At 60.7% G+C, this 21,440-nt stretch carries 20 protein-coding genes and 2 pseudogenes; 11 read left to right on the top strand and 11 right to left on the bottom strand.

Translation table 11 applies throughout. From position 1 onward, the window contains the following. Window positions 1–11: 11 nt before the first annotated feature. Complete coding sequence (gene thrC, locus QD336_RS04005) at window positions 12–1,409, bottom strand: threonine synthase (protein ID WP_499169479.1); 1,398 nt, start codon at window positions 1,407–1,409, stop codon at window positions 12–14. Between the two features lie 264 nt (window positions 1,410–1,673). On the opposite strand from thrC, the gene QD336_RS04000 reads away from it, so the two are divergent. After that, window positions 1,674–2,213 carry a PilZ domain-containing protein gene (locus QD336_RS04000; RefSeq protein WP_331284190.1) on the top strand — a complete coding sequence of 180 codons (540 nt, stop codon included), beginning with the start codon at window positions 1,674–1,676 and terminating at the stop codon, window positions 2,211–2,213. Window positions 2,214–2,280: 67 nt separating this feature from the next. Here QD336_RS04000 and QD336_RS03995 read toward each other — a convergent pair whose 3' ends face one another. The 3 genes from QD336_RS03995 to QD336_RS03985 form a co-directional block, all read right to left on the bottom strand. Continuing rightward, a complete protein-coding gene (locus QD336_RS03995; protein WP_499169478.1) occupies window positions 2,281–2,595 on the bottom strand; it encodes a BrnA antitoxin family protein in 315 nt (104 codons plus the stop codon). After that, the gene (locus tag QD336_RS03990; protein ID WP_499169477.1) at window positions 2,574–2,852 is read right to left on the bottom strand and encodes a BrnT family toxin; all 279 of its coding nucleotides are present in this window, start codon (window positions 2,850–2,852) and stop codon (window positions 2,574–2,576) included. Before QD336_RS03990 ends, QD336_RS03995 begins: the two co-directional genes overlap by 22 nt. Window positions 2,853–2,923: 71 nt before the next feature. Then, on the bottom strand, window positions 2,924–3,613 hold the full coding sequence (locus QD336_RS03985; RefSeq protein WP_448734444.1) for an HAD family hydrolase: 690 nt from the start codon (window positions 3,611–3,613) through the stop codon (window positions 2,924–2,926). A gap of 219 nt (window positions 3,614–3,832) precedes the next feature. Between QD336_RS03985 and QD336_RS03980 the strand changes: the two genes are divergently transcribed. After that, window positions 3,833–4,513: a GntR family transcriptional regulator gene (locus QD336_RS03980; RefSeq protein ID WP_065654301.1), complete on the top strand. Its 681-nt coding sequence runs from the start codon at window positions 3,833–3,835 to the stop codon at window positions 4,511–4,513. 46 nt (window positions 4,514–4,559) lie between these two features. Next, window positions 4,560–5,033 (top strand): DUF1284 domain-containing protein, encoded by a 474-nt coding sequence (locus tag QD336_RS03975; protein ID WP_499169684.1) that lies wholly within the window; start codon window positions 4,560–4,562, stop codon window positions 5,031–5,033. Between the two features lie 13 nt (window positions 5,034–5,046). Here the strand turns inward: QD336_RS03975 and QD336_RS03970 are convergent, their stop codons facing one another. Further along, a complete protein-coding gene (locus tag QD336_RS03970) occupies window positions 5,047–6,147 on the bottom strand; it encodes a hypothetical protein (RefSeq protein ID WP_499169474.1) in 1,101 nt (366 codons plus the stop codon). A 235-nt stretch (window positions 6,148–6,382) separates the two neighbouring features. Here QD336_RS03970 and QD336_RS03965 point away from each other — a divergent pair, with 235 nt between their 5' ends. From QD336_RS03965 to QD336_RS03955, 3 genes and pseudogenes are all read left to right on the top strand, one after another. Further along, window positions 6,383–7,528, top strand: a complete 1,146-nt coding sequence (locus QD336_RS03965) for a site-specific DNA-methyltransferase (protein WP_269342326.1) — start codon at window positions 6,383–6,385, stop codon at window positions 7,526–7,528. A gap of 375 nt (window positions 7,529–7,903) precedes the next feature. After that, window positions 7,904–8,029: pseudogene (locus tag QD336_RS03960) on the top strand (ribbon-helix-helix domain-containing protein); the annotation flags it as partial. Window positions 8,030–8,031: 2 nt separating this feature from the next. Beyond that, window positions 8,032–8,172: pseudogene (locus QD336_RS03955) on the top strand (type II toxin-antitoxin system RelE/ParE family toxin); the annotation flags it as partial. Window positions 8,173–8,205: 33 nt separating this feature from the next. Here QD336_RS03955 and QD336_RS03950 read toward each other — a convergent pair. Together QD336_RS03950 and mutY are read right to left on the bottom strand one after the other, a co-directional pair. Next, a complete protein-coding gene (locus QD336_RS03950; protein ID WP_499169472.1) occupies window positions 8,206–8,817 on the bottom strand; it encodes an HAD family hydrolase in 612 nt (203 codons plus the stop codon). Beyond that, entirely contained in the window at window positions 8,814–9,926 is a 1,113-nt protein-coding gene (gene mutY / locus QD336_RS03945; RefSeq protein WP_499169470.1) for an A/G-specific adenine glycosylase, read from the bottom strand. Before mutY ends, QD336_RS03950 begins: the two co-directional genes overlap by 4 nt. A gap of 125 nt (window positions 9,927–10,051) precedes the next feature. On the opposite strand from mutY, the gene QD336_RS03940 reads away from it, so the two are divergent. From QD336_RS03940 to QD336_RS03925, 4 genes are all read left to right on the top strand, one after another. Continuing rightward, on the top strand, window positions 10,052–10,516 hold the full coding sequence (locus QD336_RS03940; RefSeq protein ID WP_269342333.1) for a hypothetical protein: 465 nt from the start codon (window positions 10,052–10,054) through the stop codon (window positions 10,514–10,516). Between the two features lie 27 nt (window positions 10,517–10,543). Further along, the gene (locus QD336_RS03935) at window positions 10,544–11,065 is read left to right on the top strand and encodes a DUF721 domain-containing protein (RefSeq protein WP_269342334.1); all 522 of its coding nucleotides are present in this window, start codon (window positions 10,544–10,546) and stop codon (window positions 11,063–11,065) included. 128 nt (window positions 11,066–11,193) lie between these two features. After that, complete coding sequence (locus QD336_RS03930; RefSeq protein ID WP_072494057.1) at window positions 11,194–11,874, top strand: DsbA family protein; 681 nt, start codon at window positions 11,194–11,196, stop codon at window positions 11,872–11,874. Window positions 11,875–11,958: 84 nt separating this feature from the next. Beyond that, the gene (locus QD336_RS03925) at window positions 11,959–15,426 is read left to right on the top strand and encodes a chromosome segregation SMC family protein (protein ID WP_499169469.1); all 3,468 of its coding nucleotides are present in this window, start codon (window positions 11,959–11,961) and stop codon (window positions 15,424–15,426) included. Window positions 15,427–15,917: 491 nt separating this feature from the next. Here the strand turns inward: QD336_RS03925 and QD336_RS03920 are convergent, their stop codons facing one another. After that, on the bottom strand, window positions 15,918–16,889 hold the full coding sequence (locus QD336_RS03920) for a VOC family protein (RefSeq protein ID WP_499169467.1): 972 nt from the start codon (window positions 16,887–16,889) through the stop codon (window positions 15,918–15,920). A 227-nt stretch (window positions 16,890–17,116) separates the two neighbouring features. Here QD336_RS03920 and ppdK point away from each other — a divergent pair, with 227 nt between their 5' ends. Then, on the top strand, window positions 17,117–19,843 hold the full coding sequence (gene ppdK / locus QD336_RS03915) for a pyruvate, phosphate dikinase (protein WP_499169465.1): 2,727 nt from the start codon (window positions 17,117–17,119) through the stop codon (window positions 19,841–19,843). On the opposite strand, the gene QD336_RS03910 is transcribed toward ppdK, so the two are convergent. The 3 genes from QD336_RS03910 to QD336_RS03900 form a co-directional block, all read right to left on the bottom strand. Next, on the bottom strand, window positions 19,821–20,093 hold the full coding sequence (locus tag QD336_RS03910) for a hypothetical protein (protein ID WP_269342341.1): 273 nt from the start codon (window positions 20,091–20,093) through the stop codon (window positions 19,821–19,823). The two genes, ppdK and QD336_RS03910, sit on opposite strands and share 23 nt — an antisense overlap. A gap of 127 nt (window positions 20,094–20,220) precedes the next feature. Beyond that, window positions 20,221–20,808, bottom strand: a complete 588-nt coding sequence (locus QD336_RS03905) for a demethoxyubiquinone hydroxylase family protein (RefSeq protein ID WP_499169463.1) — start codon at window positions 20,806–20,808, stop codon at window positions 20,221–20,223. A gap of 201 nt (window positions 20,809–21,009) precedes the next feature. Further along, window positions 21,010–21,408, bottom strand: a complete 399-nt coding sequence (locus QD336_RS03900; RefSeq protein WP_499169461.1) for a hypothetical protein — start codon at window positions 21,406–21,408, stop codon at window positions 21,010–21,012. Between the last annotated feature and the right edge of the window lie 32 nt (window positions 21,409–21,440).

The raw sequence follows: 21,440 nt of genomic DNA, 5'->3' as shown, positions 1-21,440 counted from the left end.
TTTCCGCGTCTCTATTTGCCGGCGCGTGCATGTTTGCCGATGAAGGTTTCCACGGCTTTCAGTTCCGCATCCAGAATATCGAAACGCTCCTCCCGGTTCATAATGTCAGCTAACCATACTGGAAGCGCCGGGTCGATTGCGCAAGCGGATTTTACGGCGGCCGGGAATTTAGCCGGGTGGGCGGTCGACAGAACCACCATCGGGCTTCCCGCCTTTTCGTGCTTTTCCGCTACGAAAACACCGGTCGCCGTGTGCGGATCGATGAGATAACCGGTCTTTTCCAGCGTGTCGCGAATGGTCGCCGCCACCTGCTTTTCGGTGGCACGGCCGGCGCGGAAATCCTTCTTGATGAATTTCAGCGCGTGCGGCGGAATTTCAAATGCGCCGGACTGCTTCAGGCCATCCATCGATGCCTTCACCGCGGCGGAATCGCGCTCATAGGCTTCAAACAGCAGGCGCTCGAAGTTGGACGAGATCTGGATGTCCATCGAAGGCGAGGTGGTGGGCTTGACGCCGCGCATCTCGTAACGGCCGGTCTTCAGCGTACGCGCCAGAATGTCGTTGTCATTGGTGGCGATGATGAGCTTGTCGATCGGCAGGCCCATCTTCTTGGCGACGTAACCCGCGAAAATATCGCCGAAATTGCCGGTCGGAACGGTGAAGGAAATCTTCCGGTCAGGGCCGCCCAGCGAAAGCGAGGCGGTGAAATAATAGACCACCTGCGCCATGATGCGCGCCCAGTTGATGGAGTTGACGCCGGAAAGCTTCACGCCGTCGCGGAACTTCACGTCGTTGAACATCTCCTTCACCAGCGTCTGGCAATCGTCGAAATTGCCGTTGATCGCCAGCGCATGCACGTTGGAAGCCGTCGAGGTCGTCATCTGGCGCTGCTGCACCGGCGAGACCTTGCCGTTCGGGAACAGGATGAAGATATCGGTGCGCTCACGCCCGGCAAAGGCGTCGATCGCTGCACCGCCGGTGTCACCCGAAGTGGCGCCGACGATGGTGGCGCGCTCGCCACGCTGGGTGAGCGTGTAATCCATCAGGCGGGCGAGAAGCTGCATCGCCACATCCTTGAAGGCGAGCGTGGTGCCGTGGAAAAGCTCGAGAACGAACGTATTCGGGCCGGTCTGGACCAGCGGAACGACGGCCGGATGGCGGAAGGTCGCATAGGCGTCGTCGATCATCGCCTTGAACTTGTCGGCCGGAATTTCGCCGCCGGTGAAACGGTAGAGGACCTCAAAGGCGACGTCCTGGTAGGACTTGCCGCGCAGGTTGCGGATTTCCTTCTTCGACATGGAAGGCCATTTGCGCGGAACATAAAGCCCGCCGTCACGGCCAAGGCCCGCCAGAAGCGCGTCGCAAAAACCAAGCGAAGGGGCCGCACCCCTGGTCGATACATATTCCACGAGATAGTCCCTTATCCGTTGCCGGTGTGATCGGCATCTTTTGCGCAGCGTCTCGCCGGAATGAGGCGATTGGGCAGCTAATGAAGGGCTTTTCTGAAAATTCAAGCAAAACCGAACATGCCAATCGATTTTTTCCGGCGTCGCTGCTATAGACCATCGCCAACCTGGGTGAAAGGTCAATAAACAGCGTCTCCGGTTCTGTTCCGGGACAATGGAGAGGGAATTAGAAGAGTGTCAGGGAATTTCTTGCGTTTGTCCGCCGCGATGTCGCTTCTGGCCGTTGTTGCAGGATGCAATTCCTCCAACCCGTCGGACTCGCTTGCCGTCAACCCGCCAACAGCGCAGGCTGCGCCGACGGCTGCCGTGGTTCAGGCCAACTGCCCGGCTGTGACGGTTCTCGACGCCAGTGCCGTTCACCGCGTCTACACCGGTGGCGCCAAGGACGATCCGCAGAAGCTCGCCTATCAGGTCTCGCTGTCCGATACCACGCGCTCCTGCACCGCCAATGAATCGACGCTCACCGTAAACGTGCTGGCCCAGGGCCGCCTCGTTCCCGGCCCGATGGCCAAGCCCGGCCGCGTCACCGTGCCGATCCGCGTGACGGTGAAGGATGGCGATGGCGAGATTTACGGCGAAACGACCAATTTCGCCATCGATGTCCCCGCAGGCGGGGCCGGCACGCAGTTCATCTTCAACAACGACCACGTCGCCATCCCCAACGGACCGGGCGGCGCACCGAAATCGGTCAGCGTCTATATCGGTTTTGCCGAGCAGGGCGCGAAGGCGAAGACCAAGCGCCGGTGATCTGACGGGCAAAAAGCGAAGCCGGAGGCTGCTTTGGCAGGCTCCGGCCTTAAATGGAATGGCGCCTTTAGATTCCGGCAGCTTTCCGCAAAGCGTCGTTGATGCGGCTCTGCCACCCTCTGCCGCCCTCGCGAAAACGCTCCAGCACGTCCTCATCAAGGCGTAAAGTTACCTGTTTTTTTGACTTTTCCAACGCCGGGCGACCACGCGACTTACGAAACTCGTCAATGGCCTCGAAAAAGGCGGGGGGCAGAACCTCTCGGGCAGGACGCGCATTTGCGAGTTCCTCATCGGTCATTTCCGGGAAATCGACAGCGTCCCAATCCGCTTCGGTATAGCCGCGTCCGGGTTTGAATTTTTTTAGTTTTGCAACTTTGGCCATGGCAACCTCCTTCTTTCCCTGGAACTTGCCCGTCGGAAGCTGATGATGGATATCGCTTCTGTTCCGACAGTCGCAAAAACGACAGCCATAGTCCCGTTCCGAAAATATCCGATCGCTTTGAAGCGCGAACTTCCAGGTCCGGTCAGGCTTTTCTCGATGATGGCGTTATCCCAGTCAAAGCCATCGATATCCGCAAAGTCGAAACCGTGCTTCTCGATATTGGCGAGCCTCTTGGGCTCGTCCCATGTGATTTTCATGAATTAATGTAGCTACATTTATTAAAATATCAATGCAGCAAGTCAGATCACGAAAGAAGCGCTTTCACAACTCAAAAAGCGCCTTCCCACTCCGCCATCGCCGCAATCACCGCCGGCAGGTCCTGCATGCGCGAGATCACCGTTTCGGCGCCGGCATCCGTCAGTCGGTCGGCGTGGCTCGGATAGGTGTGGGATGCGCCGGTAAAGCCGATGACCCGCATGCCGGCGGCTCTCGCGCCATGGATGCCGTGCACGGAATCCTCGACCACGACCACGCGGTCGGGAGAAACACCGAATTGCGCCGCACCATGCAGGAAGATATCCGGTTTCGGCTTCACGCGGTCGGCGCCAAGGTCCTTGGCGGAATAGATATGCGGCGCGAAATAGGGCTTCAGGCCCACCTTCGTCAGCATCATGTCAAGCCGATGGCTGGAGGAGTTGGAGCAGATGCAGCGTGGCGTCGTCAGACGCGAGAGTGCGAATTTGACGCCTTCGATGATCTTCACATCGCGTTCCAGCCGCATGTCGAGCAGTTTTTCCGATTTGTCGAGCAGCGAGGCGGAAAGCGGAATGCTCGCTTCGTTTTCCACCTGCAGGAGAATGTTCTTCCAGGTCATGCCGGCGAAGCGCTCGCCCATTTCCTCGACGGAGATCGGATAACCGGCCTCGGTCAAAAGGCGGGATTCCACCTGCGCCGCGATGATTTCGGAATCGACCAGAACGCCGTCGCAGTCGAAAATAATGAGGTCGAAGCCGCTCATGGGCGCTCCCGTATCGGATTTGTTTGGAAGAAATGATGCCGGGCTTTTAGACCATGTCCGCGCCAAGCTCAACCGGCTCACCCGCAAGGGTCGGTCCCGCCCGGCTCATAGCTTGGTGGGGATGCGGCAAGCAAGCCGCGCTTCCAATATTCGGCTTTGCGTATATGGGGCGCGCAAAAACCGCTACACACAGTCGCGCCATATGCGTTATGGGATGTTATGCCCAAGACAGTGAAAAACACGCCTGAAGACACCATTGCCGCACGCATCAGCCGCACGCTGGCCGACCGCATCGTTCGCGGCGAGCTGTCGCCGGGCGAACGTCTTCGGCAGGATCATATCGCCGCCGAATTTGGCGCCTCGCATGTGCCAGTGCGCGAGGCCTTCCGCCGGCTGGAAGCGCAGGGTCTGGCCGCCAGCATTCCGCGCCGGGGTGTGAGGGTCGCGGATTTCGGCCTCGACGACGTGCGTGAAGTGGCGGAAATGCGCGCAGCCCTCGAGGTGCTGGCGCTGCGCCACGCCATTCCCAACATGACACCCGCCATCCTCGATCAGGCGGAGGCTGCGACGCTCGAAGGCGATAGCGCCGTCGATGTGCAGCATTGGGAGGAGGCCAATCGTCGTTTCCACCGCCTCATCACCGCGCCCTGCAACATGCCGCGCCTGATGGAGGCGATCGACGGCCTGCATGCGGCGAGCGCCCGTTTCCTGTTTTCCGCCTGGCGGGCCGGCTGGGAGCGCCGCACCGATACCGATCACCGCGCCATCATCGATGCGCTGCGCGGCGGTCGCGCCGAGGAGGCGGTGCGCATTCTTGACGGACATGTGCAATGGATCGGCCGCAAGGCGATCCGCACCTCGTCCGGCTCGGTGCGTGACGCCTTCGCCATCGTTGGATAGGGCGGGGCCCGTGACCGTCCGCCTGCGGCCCCACCACCTTCTCTGCATGCTGACCTATATCGGCAAGGGCTACACATCCGGCTTCGTGGAAAATTACGACCGTGTCGCCGCCCGGTTGAATGCGGGCGAAGATATCGAACTGGTGGAAGGGGCGGACGACATCTGCGAAGGCCTGCTCTGCGAAAGCCATGCGCACTGTTTCAACGAAGGCGTGGTGCAACGGGACGAGACGGCCCGTCTCTCGGTTTCGGCGCTTCTGGGCGAAACACCAGTCGCGGGCAAAAGGCTGCAGGCGACGCCGGATTTTCTCGCGAAAATGCGCGCGGCTTTCGCTGCCGGAGACATCCGGCAGGCCTGTCGCGGCTGTCAGTGGATCAGGCTTTGCGACCGCATCGCGGCCTCGGGTTTTGCCGGCGTGAAAATCGGTGCGCCGTTACAGGTCGTGCCGAAGGATGCGACGCGTCCTTCGATGCACCCGATGCTCAGGCCCAAATATGGACCATCGGGCCGGAAATTGTGACGCCCCAACGCGACTACTCCGCCACAGTCGTTTCGGTCCGTTCCGCCGCCTTGACGGTCGCCCTGATCTCCTTTGGGTCACGGCCGGATTTCTTGTCGTAGCTTACCTTCACCGAATAATCGCCGGGATGCAGGGTTTCCTGATGTTTCGTGCCGTAACGGCCGGAAATCTCCTTCTGCGTGCCCTGAATATCCCTGGTCGTTTCAACGATATCGATCCGTTCAGCACCAGGGGCGGTGATTGCGAGAACGCCCGCATCGAGATCGACGGTGATTTCCGTGCGTTTTCCGGCCGTCACGGTGAAAGGCTGTTCCACCGTCACCTTGCCGAGACGGGCGCGCATGACGAAATCCCCGGCCGGCATTTCCATCATCTTGCCGGTGCCGTAAATGCCGTTGATGGTCTCGCGCGTGCCATCCAGCGTTTCCTTGGCCGACATGGCCTCGAAGCGGATATCATCCGTTTCGACGGCCCTGCCGCCTTCCGCATAAACCGCCTTGGCGACGACCACCCCGCTCGGAATGACCAGTTCGTGGCTGATCTTCTCGCCGGCCTTGATGGCAAGGGTTTCCTCAGCCCGCGCCGGGCCTATGCTGCCGGTAAGGGTGATCTCGCCCGCCGGCACGAAGACGGTATTCTGGCCGTAGACACTGTCCTTGAAATCGCCCCTGGTGATTTCGGTTTTCGCCTGCGTTTCCACATCGCCGCCCGCGCTGCGTTTCGGCACGACAGTCAGTTCCGTCGCGTCGAAATTCACCTTCGGCCGCGCGATGCTTCCCTCCTTTACCTCAAAGGGCACTTCGCGGGTCACATTACCGAGTGCCGCCACGCCGACATATTTGCCAGTCGGCAGCTTCGCCTCGAAGGTCGCGTCATAGGAGCCGCCGGCATTCACGTCGGTGCGCGCGCCGGTCCGGTCGGCCTTGTAGAAATCCCATCGCACCCTGCCGCTATTGCCGAGCGAGGGGCCGCCATCGAACAGCACCGCGTCGGTGACGACGTTATATTGCGGGGCCGGTTCCTGCGCCTGCGACAGCGCTGGCAGCGCCGTTGCGAAAAGAGCGGCGCAAACGACATTCATGGAAAAAGAAGCCATTTTCATCACGGACCCCATTGCGGATTCCCCCCTGCCAGACCGGTCCTCCCTGAGCCCGGAACAGGCGGAACTGGAGAACCCATTGTGCACAACGTTTTTGCCGCACTTCGGGTTCCCCGCCTGGCGTTGCAAATCGCGCCTGCGCGTTGCAACAGCCATTTATTTCGCATTTTCCGTGACTTGTTCAGGCTTTGATAACCATCTTCGGTAACCATAAGCGTCAGTAGAGAGTAAGCGTATGGAGCGAGTACCAATGGCAGCAGTTTTTCCGCTGGCCGATTTTCGGCGTGCCGGTTTTGATCGTGCGGGCGAGAGCGACGCCTGGAAAGACAGCATCATCAAAGGTGATTGTGTCGCTGCCTTGGATGCCCTCCCGAGCCAGTCGGTGGATGCGATTTTCGCCGATCCGCCCTATAATCTCCAGCTTGGCGGCACGTTGCACCGGCCCGATCAGTCGCTGGTCGATGCCGTCGACGACGAATGGGACCAGTTCGCCTCCTTCGAAGCTTACGATGCCTTCACCCGCGCCTGGCTGCTTGCCTGCCGCCGGGTGCTGAAGCCCAATGGCACCATCTGGGTCATCGGCTCCTATCACAATATCTTCCGCGTCGGCGCCATGCTCCAGAACCTCGATTTCTGGATCTTGAACGATATCGTCTGGCGCAAGACCAACCCCATGCCCAACTTCAAGGGCCGCCGTTTCCAGAACGCCCATGAGACCATGATCTGGGCGAGCCGCGATCCGAAAGCCAAGAACTACACCTTCAACTACGATGCGCTGAAGGCCTCCAATGACGATGTGCAGATGCGCTCGGACTGGCTGTTCCCGATCTGCAGCGGCCACGAACGCTTGAAGGGCGACGACGGCAAGAAGGTGCATCCCACCCAGAAGCCGGAAGCTTTGCTCGCACGCATCATCATGGCCTCCACCAAGCCGGGCGATATCGTGCTTGACCCGTTCTTCGGTTCCGGCACCACGGGTGCCGTTGCAAAACGCCTTGGCCGCCACTTCGTCGGCATCGAGCGCGAACAGGATTACATCGACGCGGCATCCGCCCGCATCGCCGCCGTCGAGCCACTCGGCAAGGCGGAACTGACCGTCATGACCGGCAAGAAGGCCGAACCGCGAGTCGCCTTCAACACGCTGGTGGAAAGCGGCCTCGTCCGCCCCGGCCAGGTGCTGACGGATGTAAGGCGCCGTTATAGTGCCATTATTCGTGCCGATGGTACCCTTGCATCCGGCGGGACCGCCGGCTCCATTCACCGCCTCGGCGCGAAGGTGCAGGGTCTCGATGCATGCAACGGATGGACATTCTGGCATTTCGAGGATGGCGACGACCTGAAGCCGATCGACGATCTCAGAACCATCATCCGAAGTGAAATGGCAAAGGCCGAATAGTCGAGAGCCGTGAAGGCTGGAGACGGACGATCCACCGCCCGCCCTTGTCAGAATACGTCTCTGTCCGGTTTAGTACCTTCAGTCCCGGATGGAGAACGACCAACGCCCGGCACCTCGGTGTCGGGCGTTGGTATTTTCGAATATATAATTTTAGTTAGACAAGTTTCGCGCAAGAGACGGCCAGTACTGTCTCAATCAAAGCAGTGGTTGTGAAAATCCGGTTCGGAAGGCTCACAAAAACATTGCGTCCGATGCCGCTTGCGGCAGGACTGGCGCAGGCCGGAGACCGCCATTTCCGCCTGCGCCAATTTCTTTTCCCGATCTGTTTTGACAAACTTTGCCAAATTCTGCGCCCTGTCTTCAAAGGAGATACAGATGGCGACCATGAATATATCGTTGCCTGGCCCGATGAAGGAATGGGTCGAGGCCCAGTCGAAAACAGGCCGTTACTCCAACGCCAGCGACTATGTGCGCGATCTTATTCGCAGGGATCAGGAGCGGGGCGCGAACGGGACGAATTGCTGCCGCCGCTGCGCATTCATCGCTTCAGGGCGCATCTGGTTGTCTATAGGATCGACGCGGACGACGAAGTGTTCATCGTCCGCGTGCGCCATGGACATGAGGACTGGGTGAATGAACCCTAATCCTTGACATGAAGTGATATCAGGGTCGGTATCCTACACCTCCACCCCATAATCCTGCAGATCCTGCTTCAGCTTTTCCGCGCCGGTGAACTGCACCGCCTGCCAGCCTGCCGCCTTTGCGCCTTCCACATTGATGAGCGTGTCATCGATGAAGAGGGTGGCTGCGGGGTTGAGGCCGAAGTCGCGGGCGTGCAGCTCGTAAATCGCGACGTCCGGCTTGATGAGCTTGATGTCGCCGGAAACGGTGACGCCGCGCGGCAAGGTGAGGAACGGGAACATCTTCTGCGCTTCGCGGAAGGTGTCGGAGGCGAAGTTGGTCAGCATGGTCACATCGTGGCCGCTGTCGATCAGGCCAACCATGATTGCGACGCTGTCGTCATAGGAATGCGAGACCATCTCGTGCCAGAACTTGCGGAAGAAGCGGATGTGTTCTTCCCTCTCCGGGAACTTCTCCACCAGCAGCGCCTCGGCATCTTCCCAGCGGCGGCCGCGATCCTGTTCGAGGTTCCAGTCATGGGTGCAGACATTCTCGAAGAACCACTTGCGCTCGTCGGCATCGGGAATGAGGCGGCTATAGGGAATATGCGGATCGTAGTGGATCAGCACCTTGCCGATGTCGAATACGATATGGTCAATCTTGGTCATCGAACTTTCCTGCTTTTATCGAATGCGGATGGAATAGCCTCTGCAATGACTTTTTTCATCACCGTTGGCAGCGCCTGCGCGTCAAGATTTGTAACCGGCTCCCACCATCCGTCATCAGGGCCGGTTTGAAGGCTATCCGGAACCTGCGCGCGATAGACGGTGAGCCGTAGTTCGAAATGGGTGAAGACATGCACGATGACACCCGCCGCCTGCCAGCCGGCAGCAAAGGGCGCGTGGCTTGCATCCGTGCCGCCATCCATGCGCGCGGTCCATGCCGTTGTCGGCACCTCGGTCATGCCACCCAGAAGCCCGCTCTCGATGCGTCGCCTGAGCAGAATCTCGCCCTCTGTATTCACCGCCACGAAGGCGGCGCCGAGCCGCACGGGCTTTGCCTTTTTGGCGGCCTTGACCGGAAAACGCTCCGGCTCGTCATGGGCAAGCGCAAGACAGGCGCCATTGAAGGGACAGAGCGCGCAGGCCGGCCGTTTCGGCGTGCAGATCGTCGCGCCGAGATCCATCATCGCCTGGGCAAAATCGCCGGGGCGATCAGAAGGCGTAAGCTCGGCCACCTTCGCTTTCATGGCGGGCTTTGAGCCGGGCAGGGGAGCATCGATGGAAAAGAGGCGGGAGATGACGCGCTCCACATTGCCATCCATCACTGCCGCCCGCCGATTGAAGGCGATGGCCGCGACGGCTGCGGCGGTATAATCGCCGATGCCGGGCAGTTCCTTCAGGCCCTCTTCGCTGTCCGGAAAGGTGCCGCCATGTTCGCGCGCCACGGCTTCCGCACATTTTTTAAGGTTGCGGGCGCGGGCATAATAACCGAGCCCCGCCCAGGCGGCCATGACATCCTCGACCGGCGCCGCTGCCAGATCGCTGACGCGCGGCCAGGCGGCAAGGAACTTCAGGAAATAGGGTTTTACCGCCTGCACCGTCGTCTGCTGCAGCATCACTTCGGAGAGCCAGACGTGATAGGGATCGGCGCGTTTTCCCTGTGCCGCCATGGATGGCGAGGTGCGCCATGGCAATTCGCGATGGTGCCGGTCGTACCATGCGAGAAGTTGTTCCGCCGTCGGATGTGATGTTTGTTGTCGCGCATATGTGTTCATCGCCGCTGAACATAGAGACGACGCGGCAATCTGCAACAGCAGCCTGCCGCTGCAACGTGGAAAACCGTGTCCGGCAATGAACGCCACGACAATCGCAACCTGATCCGATTTAGGAGGAAGAGCCCATGCTGAATGCGCTGCAGGATAATATACCGCAACCGTTCCTTTATGTTGTCGGGGTTCTCTCGGCCCTTTGCCTGATCGGAAACCTGTTGAACCATATTGGCCGGCTGTATTTCGGTCGGCAAAACAGCGTGGCGTTTGTGGTCTCCCGCCTGATCGGGGAAGTCCGTGAACTGGAAAAGATGAGAGGCAAACCCTCCCGCCGGTTTCGAATTCTCGAATCCGGTTTCTGGGCGATTTTCTGCCATGGCCTGTGGATATACCTCTCCGTCGTGCTGATCTGCATGTTGGTGATTGCCGCTATCTCGGATAAGCCGGGAACAGGGCATCTGAAGATTTTGGCTGGCGGATATTTCCTCTTTGGATGTTTGGTGGCGAGAATGATACGCTTAGGTGCCTGCCGGGACTGGCGACGATTCCGCACATTGTTGCGCGGTGAAGAAGATGACGATGGCGCGACCGCTTGAGGTCGCTTGGCCTCTGTCGAGGAGAGCATGAAGAAACCCGCAGATTCATTTCGCAAAGGCGTCGTCCAGATCGCCGAAGTCGCCAATGGCATCATGGACCCCGTGCTGTCGAAGCGGGCGGGCATCAACACGGCGCTGCTCGGCTCCTGGGACGAGATTGCCGGTGACGATTTTGCCGATTGCACGCGGCCGGAAAAGATCACCTGGCCGCGCCGCGACGAAGGCCCGGATCGCGGCGGTTATCAGCCCGGCGTGCTGACGATCGCCTGCGAAGGCGCGCGTGCCTTGTTCCTCACCCATGCCCAGGGTGAACTTATCGCCCGCATCAATGGCTTTTTCGGCTTTCCGGCGGTGCGCCAGATCAGGATCGTGCAGAAACCGGTGTCGCAGACCATCAACCGCCGGCGCAAACCGCAGCCCCTGCGTGGCGATGCGGCAAAACGTCTCGATGACATGATGGAAGGCATCGAGAGCGAGGCATTGCGCAAGGCGGTGGAACGACTTGGCACGGCGGTCTTGCAGAAGAAGCCGCGTGGCCGAACGATTTGATCGGTGCGGTTGTCCTTGACTGGTCACAATTCTTTGACAAGAAGAGACCAAAACCCCGCTTGTGATGAACAGGCCGTCGCTATATCGGAATCAACGGACAATAGAGTCTATTACCAACAGGTGCTTTCATGCATTTTCCCGAACTGACCATTTCCCGTCGCAGCCTTCTCGGCGGTGTTGCCCTCGCTGCTGTTGCCACGGCCCTGCCGTTTGCCTTCACGCCCGGTATTGCCGAGGCGCAGGAACTGCCTGAATCCACCGGTGATGTGGACATGGCTGCGGTGATGAAGCCCGGCCCGCTGCCGGAAGCCGCACTCGGCGATGCCAACGCACCCGTCAAGATCGTCGAATATATGTCGATGACCTGCCCGCACTGCGCCAACTTCCACAACAAGACCTTCGAAGAAATCAAGAAGAAGTACATCGATACCGGCAAGGTCTATTTCGTGCTGCGCGAATTCCCGTTCGATCCGCGCGCCGCTGCTGCCTTCATGCTGGCACGCTGTGCACCGGAAGGTCAGTATTTCCCCTTCGTTTCCATGCTGTTCAAGCAGCAGCAGAGCTGGGCCGTAGCCCAGGATGCGCGCGCCGCCCTGCTGCAAATGTCGAAAATGGCCGGTTTCTCACAGGAGTCTTTCGAGGCCTGCTTGACGAACCAGAAACTTCTGGATGATGTGAACGCAACCATGCAACGCGGTGCGACGGAATTCGGCGTCAACTCCACGCCGACTTTCATCATCAACGGCAAGAAATACGCAGGAGACATGTCGGTTGAAACCATGTCGGCTGTCATCGACAAGCTGCTCTGATCACCGAAGCCTTCAGAAAGCGGGCGGCGGATATTTCCGCACGCCCGTTTTTTATTGCCGTTTTTCTAGCCGGGGCGTGAGGGCATGAAGTTCAACAAGCTCCGCCTCGTCGGTTTCAAGTCCTTCGTTGAACCTTCCGAATTCATCATCGAGCCGGGGTTGACCGGTGTCGTCGGTCCCAATGGCTGCGGCAAGTCCAATCTGGTCGAAGCGCTGCGCTGGGTGATGGGCGAAAACTCCTACAAGAACATGCGCGCATCCGGCATGGATGACGTCATCTTCTCCGGTTCCGGCAACCGCCCGGCCAGAAATACCGCCGAAGTCGGCCTTTATCTCGACAATTCCGACCGCACCGCGCCCGCCGCCTTCAACGATGCCGATGAAATTCAGGTGACGCGCCGCATCGAGCGTGAAAACGGCTCCGTCTACCGCATCAACGGCAAGGAAGCCCGCGCCAAGGATGTGCAGCTGCTGTTTGCGGATGCCTCCACCGGCGCGCGCTCGCCCTCCATGGTGGGGCAGGGGCGTATCGGCGAGCTCATCAACGCCAAGCCGCAGGCCCGCCGCCAGCTGCTGGAAGAGGCCGCCGGCATTTCCGGCCTGCATTCTCGCCGCCACGAGGCAGAGCTTCGCCTGCGCGCCGCCGAGACCAATCTGGAGCGGCTGGAAGATGTGACCGCCCAGCTGGAAAGCCAGATCGAAAGCCTGAAACGCCAGGCGCGGCAGGCCAACCGCTTCAAGATGCTGTCCGCCGATATCCGCGCCCGCGAGGCGACCCTTCTGCACATCCGCTGGGTGGAGGCGAAGGAAGCGGAAGGCGAGGCGGAAAGCGCCCTCAACCAGGCCACAAACATCGTCGCTGAAAAGGCGCAAGGCCAGATGGAAGCAGCCAAGCAGCAGGGCATCGCCAGCCTGAAACTGCCGGAGCTGCGCGAGGACGAGGCACGCGTGGCCGCCGCCTTGCAACGCCTGCAGATCGCCCGCACCCAGCTGGATGACGAGGCGAACCGCCTGCTGCGCCGTCGTGATGAGCTGGCGCGCCGTCTCTCGCAGCTTGGCGAGGATATCGTCCGCGAGGAACGGCTTGTCTCTGATAACGCCCAGATACTCGCGCGGCTGGATGAGGAAGAAGCGGAACTCCTCGAAATCCTCTCCGATTCCGGTCGCCATGCGGACGAGATGCGCGAAGCCTTCGAGGCTGCGACCGTCAAGCTCTCGGAAAGCGAAGCGATCTTCACTGCCATCACCGCCGAACGCGCGGAAGCAGCTGCCGGCCGTCAGCAACTGGAGCGGGCGATCCGCGATCTTTCCGACCGCAAGCTGAGGCTTGAGCGGCAATCGCAGGAGGCATCCGCCGAGATCGAGGCCATCGACGAAAAACTCTCCGGCCTTCCCGATCCCGCGGAGCGGCGCGAGGCGGTCGAGGCGGCGGAGATTGCCGTCGAGGATGCGTTGATCGTGGCGGAAGAGGCCGAGGCTGCCGTTGCAGAGGCGCGTTCCGCCGAAGCACTGGCGCGCGGACCGCTGGAAACCGCGAAAAACCGGCTGAATGCGCTGGATACCGAAGCACGCACCATCACCAAGATCCTCGCCTCCAGTGCCGCCGCCAATGGCAGTTTCACGCCGGTGGCGGAAGAAATGACGGTAGAGCGCGGTTATGAGGCCGCATTGGGCGCAGCGCTCGGCGACGATCTCGAAAGCCCGCTCGATGCGGCTGCGCCCGCTTATTGGGGCGGTAATGGCGATGGTGCGGATGATCCCGCCCTGCCGCAAGGCGCGAAACCGCTTCTGGATTATGCGCAGGCACCCGCGGCTCTCAGGCGTGCTCTCGCACAGATCGGCGTCGTTGCAGACGTTTCGGAGGCCCGGCGCCTTCTGCCGTCGCTGAAAGCCGGCCAGCGGCTGGTAACGCGCGAGGGCGCGCTGTTTCGCTGGGACGGCCATATCGCTAGCGCAGATGCGCCGGGCGCTGCAGCCCTTCGCCTGTCGCAGAAGAACCGCCTCGCCGAAATCGAAGCCGAACTGGACGAGGCCCGTTCCATTCTGGAAGAGGCCGAAGACCAGCTTGCCGCGAAAACCGAGGCCATCAGAAGCAGCGAATTGCGGCTTTCGGAAGTGCGCGACCGGAGCCGGCTTGCGACCCGGCAGCTGGCCGAGGCACGCGAGGCGCTCACCGCCGCCGAACGGGCCTCGGGCGATCTGCTGCGCCGCCGGGATATCGTTTCCGAAGCACTGAACCAGATCGGCGCGCAGATCGACGAGATCGCCATTCAGGAAGACAATGCCCGCATCGAAATGGAAGATGCGCCGGACCTTTCCGTGCTCGATCTCAAGCTGCGTGAAAGCCAGCTCGAAGTCGCGACCGATCGTGGTCTGCTGGCGGAGGCCCGCGCCCGTCATGAGGGCGTTAGCCGCGAGGCGGAAAGCCGCCAGCGCAGACTTCAGGCAATAGGGCAGGAGCGTTCCACCTGGCAGTCGCGGGCAGCAAGTGCAGCCGACCATATCGCCACGCTGCGCGAACGCGAGGAAGAGGCGCGCGAGGAAATCGCTGAACTCGACATAGCGCCGGAAGAATTCGACGAGAAACGCCGCAACCTCCTCAACGAATTGCAGAAGACCGAAGACGCCCGCCGCGCGGCCGCCGACCGGCTGGCCGAGGCGGAAAACCTGCAACGCGCCGCCGACCGGGTGGCTGCAACAGCCCTTTCCGAACTGGCCGAAGCCCGCGAAAAGCGCGGCCGTGCCGAAGAGCGGCTGGTTTCCGCCCGCGAGAAACGGCAGGAGGCCGAACACCGCATCCGCGAAACGCTGAATTCCGAGCCGCATATGGCGTTTCGCCTGACCGGCCTTGGCCCGGACCAGCCGAAGCCGGATATTCGGGACGTTGAACGTGATCTCGACCGGCTGAAGATCGAGCGCGAAAGGCTTGGCGCGGTCAATCTGCGCGCAGAGGAGGAGCAGGCGGAGCTTTCCGCCAAGCTGGAAGCGCTGATCAAGGAGCGGGACGACATCATTGATGCCGTGCGCAAGCTGCGCGCCGGTATCCAGAACCTCAACCGCGAAGGCCGCGAACGGCTGATCGCCGCCTTTGATGTGGTCAATTCGCAGTTCCAGCGGCTGTTCACCCACCTCTTCGGCGGCGGCACGGCGGAATTGCAGCTGATCGAATCCGACGACCCGCTGGAAGCCGGCCTCGAAATCCTCGCCCGGCCGCCGGGCAAAAAACCGCAGACCATGACGCTGCTTTCCGGCGGCGAGCAGGCGCTGACGGCCATGGCGCTGATCTTCGCGGTCTTCCTCACCAACCCCGCGCCGATCTGCGTGCTGGACGAGGTGGACGCGCCGCTCGATGACCACAATGTCGAGCGCTACTGCAACCTGATGGATGAAATGGTGGCCTCCACCGAAACCCGCTTCGTCATCATCACCCACAATCCCATCACCATGGCGCGCATGAACCGCCTGTTCGGCGTCACCATGGCAGAGCAGGGCGTATCGCAGCTCGTCTCCGTGGATTTGCAGACCGCCGAACAGCTGCGCGAAGCCGTCTGAGGCGGCTTGTTCGGGATCATCTCCCGACTTTTGCTCAATGTGAATTTATCTTGCCGTATCACCCATTCGGGTGAGCGACAATGCGCTGCATTTTGCTATGTATTGGTCACAAGCCTAGGGTTCTCTCCAGACCCCACCATCCGGTTTCCTGTACCGGATGGAATGCCTTGCGAGGCCGCTGCCGTGGCCTCGCAAGGCTTTCTTTTCAGGGCGGGTCATAGGGTTGCTCGGGATGCGAGCTGGTAATGTTCCCGGTCTGCAAACTGCCTCCGTCATACCGGCCTTGAGCCGTTATCCAGCCAGCCCAAGTCCTTGGGCTGAAAAGACCTCTCCCCTCCGTGCGAGAGCCGCCTCGGCTGAATTCCGGCTCAAGGCCGGAATGACGGGAGGAGGGGACGAAACGAATCGCTTTAAACACCTGGCCTGCTGCAACTGCCAATCGCGTGATGTGCGAGTTTCTCCGTGCATCATGCATGGAGGCCTGCCATCACTCACCCCGGCACCAGCCGCAGCCGCGTGCCCCAGGGATCGATCGCCTCCACCACATCGTTCTCCATCTCCACCAGCACATAACCGGCGGCCCGCAGCCGCTCCTTCTGCGCTTCGAGATCGGCGGGATTTCGAATGGTGAGAGAAAACCAGTCGAGGCCGGTTTCCATGGTGTTGCGTTCCTTTGCGCCGCGGCTGTTCCATGTATTCACCGCCAGATGGTGGTGATAACCGCCGGAGGAGAGGAAGGATGCATCCGAGCGGGCATCCTGCGTCGGTTGCAGGCCGACGGCCGCTTCGTAAAAGGCGCGGGCGGCGGCAATTTCGCCGACCCTGAGATGAATATGCCCGATGCGCATCGCCGGAGGCGCGGCCTCGTAATCGCTGGTTTTGGTATCGGTGAGCGTCACGAGATCATCGACATCGAGCGGTTCGGTGCCCATCTTCACCACACGGCCGCTCCAGACCCATGTGTCCTTCGGTCGGTCGCTGTAAACCTCGATGCCATTGCCTTCGGGATCGTTGAGATAGATCGCCTCGCTGACATTGTGATCGGCAAAACCTGACAGAGGCACCTGCTTCAGCGCCGCATGCACCAGCCAGCGGGCGAGATCCTTGCGGGAGGGCATCAGATAGGCGATGTGAAAGAGGCCGGCGGAGGTGGGGCTTTCGAAATCGGCCGCCGGCTTGTGCACGAGATCGAGCAGCGGCACGGCGCCGACACCGAGCGTCACGCCCCTTGCGGTGCGTTCCACCTCGTTCATGCCCAGCACCGAACGGTAATACTCGATCATCGGGTCAAGTTCGCGCACGCGCAGCGCCGCCTGGCCGACATGCATCGGTGTCGTTAATGCGAAGGGCAGGGCGGCATTTGCGGGGGGCGTGCCCCCCTCGGCTTTGAGCGCACCGGCAAGAGCGGTGGCGGCACAGGAAATTCCGGCAAATTTCAACGTATGGCGGCGGGTAAATTGCATGAACAATCTCTTTGCGGCGATTTGAATGGCTTAGGCAACACTCCGTTTCAGCGCATTACACGAATGCGTCAATCATGCCGTTATTTGGCCTTTGCGGCAATTCTTGCGCGCAATTCGCCGCAATTATGCTGCACTGCGATGTAAACTGCACGTTGCGGCGTTCCCAACATGCCGCCAATGCTGTAGATGATAGAAAAATGACAACGCTTCTGGGTGGAGAGCGTGGAATGAAAAAGTGGGTTTATACCTTCGGCAATGGTGCTGCCGAAGGCAGGGCAGGTGACGTTGCGATATTGGGCGGCAAGGGCGCGAACCTTGCCGAAATGGCAAGTCTCGGCCTACCCGTTCCCCCCGGCCTCACCATCATAGCCGATGCCTGTGCGCTTTATCACAAGAATGGTCGCGATCTTCCCGAAGAGCTGAAGCTGCAGGTCATGGCCGGCCTGCATGGCATGGAGCTCGTGACCGGCAAGACCTTCGGCGGAAGCCATTCGCCATTGCTTCTTTCCGTCCGCTCCGGCGCCCGCGCTTCCATGCCCGGCATGATGGACACGGTCCTCAACCTCGGTCTCAACGATCGCACGGTCGAGGCGCTCGGCCATGATGCGGGTGATGCCCGATTTGCCTGGGACAGTTATCGCCGCTTCATCCAGATGTATGGCGATGTCGTCATGGGCCTCGATCATGAAATGTTCGAGGAAATCCTGGAGGACGAAAAAGGCCGTCTCGGTCATGAATATGATACCGACATGTCGGCGGTCGAATGGCAGCACGTCGTTTCGCTCTATAAGAAGCTGATCGAGGATGAACTCGGCGAAGCCTTCCCGCAGGACTGTCATGTGCAGCTCTGGGGCGCCATCGGCGCTGTTTTCGCCAGCTGGACCAACCATCGCGCCGTCACTTACCGCCACCTGCATAATATTCCGGGTGACTGGGGTACTGCGGTTAACGTGCAGGCCATGGTCTTCGGCAATCTCGGCTCGTCCTCGGCAACCGGCGTCGCCTTCACCCGCAATCCCTCGACCGGCGAGGCGGAGCTTTACGGCGAATTCCTCGTCAATGCGCAGGGGGAAGACGTGGTGGCGGGCATCCGCACGCCGCAATCCATCACCGAGGCGGCACGGCTGGCGTCGGGTTCCGATAAGCCCTCCATGGAAAAGCTGATGCCGGAGGCTTTCGGCGAATTCCTGACCATCTGCAAGCGGCTGGAAACGCATTACCGTGACATGCAGGATCTGGAATTCACCATCGAGCGCGGCAAGCTCTGGATGTTGCAGACCCGTTCCGGCAAGCGCACCACCCGCGCCGCCATGAAGATCGCCGTCGATATGGTGGAAGAGGGGCTGATTTCGCAGGAGGAAGCCGTCTGCCGCATCGAGCCCTCGTCGCTTGACCAGCTCTTGCACCCCACCATCGATCCCGGCATTGCCCGCCCCATCATCGGCTCCGGCCTGCCGGCCTCCCCGGGGGCGGCGACGGGCGAAATCGTCTTTACCGCGGAAGAGGCGGTTGCGGCGGAAGCGGAAGGCCGTCGCGTCATTCTGGTGCGCATCGAAACCAGCCCGGAAGATATTCACGGCATGCATGCCGCCGAAGGCATTCTGACGACGCGCGGCGGCATGACCAGCCACGCCGCCGTCGTTGCGCGCGGCATGGGCATTCCCTGCGTCACGGGCGCGGGCTCCATGCGCGTCGATATGCGCAACAGGGTGCTGATCGGTGTCGGCTGCATGCTCAAACGCGGTGATGTCATCACCATCGACGGCTCTTCCGGCCGAGTGCTGAAGGGCGAAGTGCCGATGACGCAGCCGGAACTTTCGGGCGATTTCGGCAAGCTGATGGAATGGGCCGACAATCTACGCAGGATGACCGTGCGCACCAATGCCGATACGCCGGCCGATGCCCGCGCCGCCCGCGCCTTTGGTGCGGAAGGCATTGGGCTGTGCCGCACCGAACATATGTTCTTCGAGGGTGACCGTATCCATGTGATGCGCGAAATGATCCTCGCCGAAAGCGAAAAGGGCAGGCGGGCCGCGCTCGATGAGCTTCTGCCGATGCAGCGTTCGGATTTCACCGAACTTTTCCAGATCATGCATGGCCTGCCGGTAACGATCCGCCTGCTCGATCCGCCGCTGCACGAATTCCTGCCGAAGACCGATGGCGAGATCGTCGAGGTGGCCGCCGCCATGGGCATGCCGCAGACGGTGTTCCGCCAGCGACTGGATGCGCTGCATGAATTTAACCCCATGCTCGGCCACCGCGGCTGCCGGCTGGCGATTTCTTATCCCGAGATCGCGGAAATGCAGGCCCGCGCCATTTTCGAAGCCGCCGTTGAGGCGGCGCGCATCACCGGCGCACCCGTCGTGCCTGAGATCATGGTGCCGCTGGTCGGTCTGCGCTCGGAGCTGGATTATGTCACTGAGGTCATCGACGGCGTCGCCGCTGCCGTGGCGCAGGAAACCGGCATGGAGATCGAATATCTCACCGGCACCATGATCGAACTGCCGCGCGCCGCCCTTCGCGCCCATGTCATCGCGGAAGCGGCGGAGTTCTTCTCCTTCGGCACCAACGACCTGACGCAGACCACCTTCGGCATTTCGCGCGATGACGCGGCGCGGTTCATCAATACCTATCAGCGCAAGGGGATCATCGAGCGCGACCCGTTCATTTCGCTCGATTTCGACGGTGTGGGGGAACTGATCCGCATTGCCGCCGAACGCGGCCGCCAGACGCGGCCGGAATTGAAGCTCGGCATTTGCGGCGAACATGGCGGCGACCCGGCCTCCATCCATTTCTGCGAGGATGCCGATCTCGACTACGTGTCCTGCTCGCCCTTCCGCGTGCCCATCGCCCGCCTGGCCGCGGCGCAGGCAACGCTTGCGGCGAAGAGGGATGAGGGCAGGGTGGCGAGCAATGTCGCCTTCATTCCCGTCAGGGGTTCTGTTGGACGATGATGCGCCGCTCCACCACCACGGGGCGGTAGAACATGTCGCGGTTCATCTGCGCCTGCCAGGCGCGGTTGTCGGCGCGGCGGTCCATTTCCAGATCGAGAAGGCACCCGGCCATCGGGTCCGTACCGGGGCGGAAACCATAACCCCGGCATGTCGCCTCATCCCGCGCACGGCGCTCTTCCGGCGTCAGTGTCTGGCAGGCGGTGAGCGCCAGGAGCGCGGCAAGCGAACCGAGGACGATGGAAACACGCATCTTGTTTCTCCCTTAACATGACAGCCTTGCGGCACTTTTATTGCCGCGATTGATACGCCTGTTTGCATTTGGGGAAAAGCCGCGTCGGGGTGGAAAGTTGCGTTTGGTCCAAGAACATATCAGTCGTTCAAGCCGGCTTGGAGATCGCCATTTCAGCGCGCATCCAGCTTGAATCCCCCCATGTCGAGAGCCAGATCATCAGGTCGGTGAGAAAGCCGATAATCGGCAGAAGAAGCCTGTGACCCAAGCCGTGTGACGTCTGGTTTTTCTCGGCTTCCTGTAGATGCGCCAATTCCTGCTCCTGAATTGAGGCGATAAGCTTGTGAAGCTCTGGATCTCTTGTTTGCAGAAAGGCCAATTGATCTTCCAGATGGCGGTGAACAGTACTTTCAACGGCTTCAGTGCAAATCCAGATCATGTTTCGTCCGCCGAGCGCGGTCAGGAAGCCGAGCAGAAGACCTCCGAGGCTCCAAAACGCCATGACGCGACAAGGCTTTGCGTTTCTGGCTGGCATGGCTTCTCTGAACAGGCGGCAATGATCGATCTCGTCTTCCCGCATCTCTTGAAGAGCGGGGACGACGTCCGGAAACAGCCAGCGAGCCACCCATATCTGCGCTCCATAGATACGAATAGCGCCAAACTCGCCCGCGTGATTGACCTTGAGAATACGCCGAACGGTGAGAGCTGGGTCGTGTTTACCGGAACGGCCAGACATTCGAAACTTTTCCAAAGCGCGTTCCAGTCCAACCGGATGTGGCAGATTTTACCGCCGCAATGCGAGCAGTTGTCGCCGCCATTGATAAGTCGGTTCTTGTGTGGGGAAAACCCCATCCCGGTGGAAAGTTAGGCCCAACATGGTGGAAGATGCGGGTCTGCGAGCTTCCGTCGATCACGAAACCAAATGTCCTGGTTCCATTCAAAGTTCGCGAAGAAAAGAGGGCGGGAAAATGCCCTGCAGGATGAGCCAGTCACTCAATAGAAGCGTGAGGATGGCGGCGAGAAGGATGCCGCCCATGAAGGCGATGAGGCCGAGCGTGGCGCGTGGCCACCGACGGGTCTGATAAAGATAGATGGCAAGACCGACAGGCGCGAGCAGAATGGTCGCGATCTTGGCGGCGGAACTGCGCCGGAGATCCCGTTTTTCGGCATCCTCTATCTGCCACCAGGCAAACAGCGTGATGATGCCGATCATCTGCACCAGATCGTTTGCGGTAAAGGAAGTTGGAGGTCCGGCAGGCCAGACGGCCGCGTCTATGAGAAGACCGAGGGAGAGGAAGGCGAGCAGACCGACATAAATCCAGTTACGTTTCGCCATGCACAGGTTCCGCGGAAAGTTGCGTTAGTGTC

The organism is Rhizobium sp. BR 250 (assembly GCF_047445855.1).
GTDB lineage: Bacteria > Pseudomonadota > Alphaproteobacteria > Rhizobiales > Rhizobiaceae > Agrobacterium > Agrobacterium tumefaciens_I.
Note: the sequence above shows the minus strand (reverse complement) of the source record. Positions and strands in the feature narration are given on the sequence as shown.